Here is a 6,451-nt window from a genome sequence, read left to right on the forward strand (position 1 = left end):
AGTATTTTTCGTCAAAGACATTCAAATATCTACATATACAAACAAAACTAAAGCCTCATTGAGTGGGGGATGACTATGAAATCGACAGAAGAACAACAAAACAAGAAGGAAATAATACGAAAAAAAATGATAGAGAGACAGAGCGAGGCACGGACAGTAAGGAAAATTGTTTTTATTGTTACAATAACCTTGTTTTTATTTGTGGGAGGAGCTATTTTAGGTGGTTTTCTTTATGTAACTTCTGCATTAAAACCGGTTGACCCAGACAGTGATAAAACAACTCCTGTTGAAATTCCAATAGGGTCTAGTGTAACGTCTATTGCAAATATCCTAGAAAGCGAAAATATTATTAAAGATGCAAAAATCTTTAAGTACTATATAAAATTTAAGAATGAATCTGGATTTCAAGCAGGGCAGTATGACCTATCGCCATCAATGACGTTAGACCAAATTATTGAAAGCTTGAAAACTGGTAAAGTCATGCGGGATGTTGCGTTTAAGATGACAGTACCTGAAGGATTATGGTTGGAAGATATTGCTGGCATCATTGCTAAGGAAGTGGACTTAACTCAGGAAGAGGTATTTGAAACTTTAAACGATCCAGAATTTATTAGTAAAATGATGGAGAGCTATCCATTCTTACTAACGGATGACATACTTAATGAGGCTGTTAAATACCCATTAGAAGGCTATTTGTTCCCTGCAACTTATTCGTTTTACGAGAAAGAACAAACAGTAGAATCGATTGTTCGTGAGATGTTATCGAAAACATCTGATGTTCTTTTGGGTTACCAAGGACTAATGGAAGAAAGACAGCTAACCGTTCATGAGACCTTAACAATGGCATCGCTTATTGAGGAAGAGGCAACTGAATTGGTGGACCGTCATGCTATTTCAAGTGTGTTTTATAACCGTATGGAGATTGGAATGGCCCTGCAAACAGACCCAACAGTAGCCTATGCCATTGGAGAACATAAGGAAAGAACCCTTTATGAGCATACTGAGGTCGATTCACCATACAATACCTATCAAGTGCCAGGATTACCACCTGGTCCGATTGCAAATGCTGGGGTTATGTCGATAGAGGCAGCTCTTAATCCCGAAGAAACTGGCTATTTATACTTCTTAGCTACACCAGAAGGTCAAGTTCTATTTTCGGAGACACTACAAGAGCATAATGCTAAAAAGGCAGAACACATTACCAATCAAAATTAATATTAGTAATAGGGGTGAGAGACTTCTCTTTCCCCTCTTTTTTATGGTACTATATGAAAGTTCGTATTTTACAAAGACAAACGATCCCCAGAATGTTGTTTGGAGGAGGTTATTCACATGAATAACTCAGATTTTTCTGCTATTAAACAGTACATCTCAGACTTATACGTTGAAAAAGACCCCTTGTTCCAAGAGATGGAGCAATACGCCACGGAGCATTCAGTTCCTATTATGGAAAAGGATGGCCTAGAGACATTACGTCACTATCTTCGTTTCTTAAATCCCGAGAAAATATTAGAAATAGGTACGGCAATTGGGTACTCTGCGTTAAAGATGAATGATGCATGTCCAAACAGCATTGTGTATACAGTTGAAAGGGATCTAGTTAGGGTAAACGAAGCAAATGATTTTATTGCAAGGAAAAATAAAGCTAATCATGTTCATATTATTGTTGGTGATGCATTAGAAGTGTCTGACCAAGTTACACTTCATGCTCCATTCGATGTTTTATTTATCGATGCAGCTAAAGGGCAGTATAAGAAATTTTTTGAACTGTATAGCCCACTCGTAAGAAAAGGCGGCTTTATTTTTTCTGACAATGTATTGTTTAAAGGGTTAGTGGCAGAAGTAAATATGGAACGTAGCTCAAAGCGAATTGAAAAAATGATTGATAAAATAAAACACTATAACGAATGGCTATATACCAACCCTTCTTATGACACGGTCATTTTGCCTGTAGGAGATGGGCTTGCGGTTTCACGAAAACTTCACGAATAAAGTATGAAAATCTATGCGAATAAGTAAAATACCTTTTTGTAGATATGGAGGTAGATCTGAACTTTTAAGCATAGGCACGAACATTATTGTCACATAATAGAATGTGAAAGGAGAACGAGCATGGGAACGAAACCGATTGTCATTGGCGTGGCAGGGGGATCTGGTTCTGGAAAGACCAGTGTTACGAAAGCGATTTATGATCGTTTTCAAGGGCACTCTATCTTAATGATTGAACAAGATTCGTATTATAAAGATCAAGCACATTTGCCATTTGAAGAAAGACTATTGACGAATTATGACCATCCCCTCGCGTTTGATAATGACTTACTTATTCAGCATATCGAGCAATTACTAACTTACAAACCAATTGAAAAACCAGTATATGATTATAGTCGACATACTCGTTCCCAAGAGGTTATTGTTGTAGAACCAAAAGATGTTATTATACTAGAAGGAATTCTAGTTCTAGAGGATGAACGTCTGCGTGGTTTAATGGATATCAAATTATTTGTAGATACTGATGCTGACATTCGCATTATTCGCCGACTTGTTCGTGATATTCAAGAAAGAGGACGTACGATGGATTCAGTGATCGATCAGTACACAAATGTTGTTAGGCCGATGCATAATCAATTCATTGAGCCAAGTAAAAAATATGCTGACGTAATCATACCAGAAGGTGGCCAAAATAAGGTTGCAATCGATTTAATGGTTACAAAAATTCAAACGATTCTTGAACAAAAATCATTTTTGTGAAACAATAGCATAAGTATATGGACAAATAGTGTATGTAAAGCGCTATCATAACAAAAGGGTGCGGTAGATATCGCATTCTTTTTCTGTACTCTATTAAAGATGGAATAATTTGGTTTTTATGGATTGAAGGAGTGTGAAGGAAAACATGGCACAAGAAAAAGTTTTCCCGATGACAAAAGCCGGGAAAGAAAAATTAGAACAAGAATTAGAACAGCTAAAAACAGTAAAAAGAAAAGAAGTAGTGGAAAGAATTAAAATTGCACGTAGCTTCGGGGATCTGTCTGAGAACTCTGAGTATGATTCTGCGAAAGAAGAGCAAGCTTTCGTTGAAGGTAGAATCACTACTTTAGAAAACATGATTAGAAATGCAAAAATCATCGAGGAAGATGATTTGAATTCAGATACAGTATCACTGGGTAAATCTGTTACTTTTATTGAATTACCAGACGGTGATGAAGAAACGTACACGATTGTAGGTAGTGCGGAGGCAGATCCATTTGATGGAAAGATCTCGAATGACTCACCTATTGCAAAAAGCCTTATGGGTAAAAAAGTAGGAGATGAAGTAGTCGTTCAAACTCCTGGTGGGGAAATGAATGTAAAAATAGTATCGATTAGCTAGTCTAAAGAATTACAACCTCGTCAACAATGTTGGCGAGGTGTTTTTTATGTTAAGAAAAAGACGACTATATACTTTTTCATTTCTTATTACGCTATTGTTAATCGTTTTATTAGTTCGTTTAACTCAAATTCAAATAGTAGATACAGAAACATTCTCTGACCAAAATATAAATTTACTGGAGGCGAGTGTCACGCAAAGGACACAATCAGTAGTGATTGATCAGGGAAGAGGGAAGTTCTTTGATAGAGAAGGAAATCCGCTTACCCACTTTACAATCCCAACCCTTATTCTTTTTCCCTTTTTAAAACAAATGGATTGGGATATTAGTTCAGTTGCAGAAGTAATAGGGGTGTCAGAGGACGTTTTGAAGACAGCTGTAAATGAAGCAAAGGAGCCTTTTATCTTTGGAGGAAAAGATCCTATTGAACTTACAGAAAATCAGGTAAATAGAATCAACGCTTTACAGATACCAGGTGTTTTTGCTGTACATAAACAGTTTACTCGGCAAGAAATACCTGCCGAACAACTGATAGGAATGATTAGAGAGAATCCAGATGTTTTAATGGAAAGGTACGCAGATAGAGATATCCCTATTCATACGATGATAGGGATTACAGGTCTTCAGCAGAGCTTTGATGAATTTTTATTACAAGAGGGAGAAACAAAGCTTTTGTATCATGTAGATGCAAAAGGCGGTCCACTATTTGGAATTGACGTTAAGTACATAGACCCTGCCAACCCTTTTTATCCTGTTAACGTGAAGACCACGCTTGATATGGATATCCAACTAATGCTTGAGAGGCTCGTGGATGAGCAAAGAATTCAAAATGGAGGTGTTGTGTTATTAGATGTGGAGACAAACGATATTTTAGGCATGGTGTCACGTCCACATTTAAATGAATCTTCTCCGTTTCATGATGACGGTGCTACTAACTTCATGATTACCCCACAAATCATGGGTTCTGTTTTTAAGACAGTGGTTGCAGCAGCAGCGATTGATTTAGAACTGGATGTACCTTCAAATACGTATAACTGTAGTTTGAACATACGGGATGAAAAAGATCCTGAATATGACTATGGCTACTTAAACATGGAAGAGAGCTTCGCAAAGAGCTGTAACCGGACCTTTGCATTATTGGCTGAACAAATCCAAAACGAGGACCCCACTCTTTTGGAGAACTATGCAAAGAAGTTATCGTTGATCGATTTAAACGGATGGGAAGGGGACGTTTTTCATTATACTGATTTCAAACAACTAAGTGGTGAAAAGCCTGGAAGAGTGTTTAGTCGAGATGAGGACCGGACAGACTCTAATCTAGTTCGAATGACTGGGATAGGTCAGCATGAAGTTCGAGCAACACCGCTGGGGGTAGCAAGTATGATGGCTACTATTGCACGTGGTGGTGAAAAGCTGTCTGCTCGAGCAGTTAGTGAATTAAACTATAAAAATGGTACAACTCTCTTTGAATTTCCTGTACAAAAAAAGGATAGTGAAACAATATCGCCTTATACCGCCATGAAGCTTCAGCATTTATTAAGAGAAGTAGTGGTCCATGAAGAAGGAACAGGTAGGTGGTTTCAAAATCTTCCATATGCTGTGGCTGGAAAATCTGGAACAGCAGAAACAGGTATTGAGAAAGAGGGTGTTCAACTCCATAATAAATGGTTCGCAGGCTATTTTCCTTTCGATCAACCAAGGTATGCCCTTGTAGTTGTTAATTTGGGTGTACAACAAGACGAAGGTGGAATAAACCCATTGTTTAGTGATATCGTACAAGGTATATTTGATTTAGATGAAAAGAAAAATAAGGTTGAATAAAAAAGGTGTGCGTCCCCGAATATATTTCAATCTTTTTACAAAGATAGGTTGGACTACAATGAAAAAAAACATCATGTTAAAATAAGGACTATGGCTTAGTGTGTTTATTTCATCATTTTATAAAAAAGACAAACAACTTCCATATGTATAGAAAAGGGGAGAGAGGACTTGAAGAACGACTATAAAGATTTTTATGTAGGGTCTAGAGCCCAAGCAAGGTCAAAAAAGAGAAAATCAAATATTATATTAAATAGCCTAATCGGAATCATAGTGTTACTCATAATTGTTGTAGGAGCAAATATCTTACTTGGTTCTGACGATAATCAAGCCAGTCCAAATGAACAAAATAATACTGAAAATAATAATGGTGTAGGAACTGAGGCAGAAGAGGAAGATGAAACCACAGATGCTGAGGAAGAGACGCCTATGGAAGAAACTGAAGACCCAACAGATTCAGAAACAGAAGATCCTTCTGAGACAGAAACAGATGAACAACCTAGTGATGAAACTGGTGAAGAAACAGATACAGACTCAACGGTGGATATAGAAGAAGGTTCATCAACTGATGTAGAAGAAAGTGACGACCCTAATGTGGCTGGAACGATTGTCAACCAACATTGGGAGCCAATTGGCACGGAACAGACAGGTGAACACACTAAGAACTTTTCTTCCGATTCACAAGATTGGAAAGAAATGCAAATGGCGATTGCATCTGCTCTTGGAACTTCCACCGATGGTCTAACCTATTGGTGTGTAGAAAATGGTGGAGCTGACCAAGTCATTGGTACAGTAACCGCAAAATCGAACGTAAACGAGCCTTATCGTGTTTACATTGAGTGGATTGACGGCCAAGGCTGGAAGCCATTCAAAGTGCAAACACTTGTAGAGAATGACAAGAAAAATAGCTGTGGTGGTTAAGTCGGAAAGCCCGAGGACAAATCCTCGGGCTTTTTTCTGTATGCAAAAGGTGCAATTATTGGGCTGAAGGTGCAATTATGGGCTGAAGGTGCAATTATTGGGTTGAAGGTGCAATTATTGGGCTGAAGGTGCAATTATTGGGCTGAAGGTGCAATTATTGGGCTGAAGGTGCAATTCTGGGGTTGAAGGTGCAATTCTCGGGCGGAAGGTGCAATTATCGGGTTGAAGGTGCAATTATTGATAAAGTCCATATAATTGTGTAAAAACAAAAAGGGGTCAAATTATTCCTTCCTGGTTACAATGTTTAACAACCACGTAAAACATTAGGAGGAAATAATTATGAC

6 protein-coding genes are annotated in these 6,451 nt (G+C 37.8%); all 6 read left to right on the plus strand.

Translation table 11 applies throughout. The features are described from left to right. Window positions 1-75: 75 nt before the first annotated feature. On the plus strand, window positions 76-1,215 hold the full coding sequence (mltG, locus tag ABDZ91_RS13525; RefSeq protein WP_343799803.1) for an endolytic transglycosylase MltG: 1,140 nt from the start codon (window positions 76-78) through the stop codon (window positions 1,213-1,215). A gap of 117 nt (window positions 1,216-1,332) precedes the next feature. After that, window positions 1,333-1,992, plus strand: coding sequence for an O-methyltransferase (locus ABDZ91_RS13530; RefSeq protein ID WP_343799804.1), 660 nt, complete (start codon window positions 1,333-1,335; stop codon window positions 1,990-1,992). Between the two features lie 96 nt (window positions 1,993-2,088). Then, window positions 2,089-2,748, plus strand: a complete 660-nt coding sequence (udk, locus tag ABDZ91_RS13535; protein ID WP_343799816.1) for a uridine kinase — start codon at window positions 2,089-2,091, stop codon at window positions 2,746-2,748. A 145-nt stretch (window positions 2,749-2,893) separates the two neighbouring features. Further along, on the plus strand, window positions 2,894-3,370 hold the full coding sequence (gene greA / locus ABDZ91_RS13540; protein ID WP_343799805.1) for a transcription elongation factor GreA: 477 nt from the start codon (window positions 2,894-2,896) through the stop codon (window positions 3,368-3,370). A gap of 46 nt (window positions 3,371-3,416) precedes the next feature. Then, window positions 3,417-5,189, plus strand: a complete 1,773-nt coding sequence (locus tag ABDZ91_RS13545; RefSeq protein ID WP_343799806.1) for a peptidoglycan D,D-transpeptidase FtsI family protein — start codon at window positions 3,417-3,419, stop codon at window positions 5,187-5,189. A gap of 168 nt (window positions 5,190-5,357) precedes the next feature. Next, entirely contained in the window at window positions 5,358-6,107 is a 750-nt protein-coding gene (locus tag ABDZ91_RS13550; protein WP_343799807.1) for a YrrS family protein, read from the plus strand. Window positions 6,108-6,451: the final 344 nt, after the last annotated feature.

Origin of the sequence: Bacillus carboniphilus, assembly GCF_039522365.1 — a bacterium.
GTDB classification, from domain to species: Bacteria; Bacillota; Bacilli; order Bacillales; family JC228; genus Bacillus_BF; species Bacillus_BF carboniphilus.

Coding starts and splice junctions, on each gene's coding strand:
- ABDZ91_RS13545 (WP_343799806.1), top strand. CDS start 3,417: ATGTTAAGAAAAAGACGACTATATACTTTTTCATTTCTTATTACGCTA.
- greA (WP_343799805.1), top strand. CDS start 2,894: ATGGCACAAGAAAAAGTTTTCCCGATGACAAAAGCCGGGAAAGAAAAA.
- mltG (WP_343799803.1), top strand. CDS start 76: ATGAAATCGACAGAAGAACAACAAAACAAGAAGGAAATAATACGAAAA.
- ABDZ91_RS13530 (WP_343799804.1), top strand. CDS start 1,333: ATGAATAACTCAGATTTTTCTGCTATTAAACAGTACATCTCAGACTTA.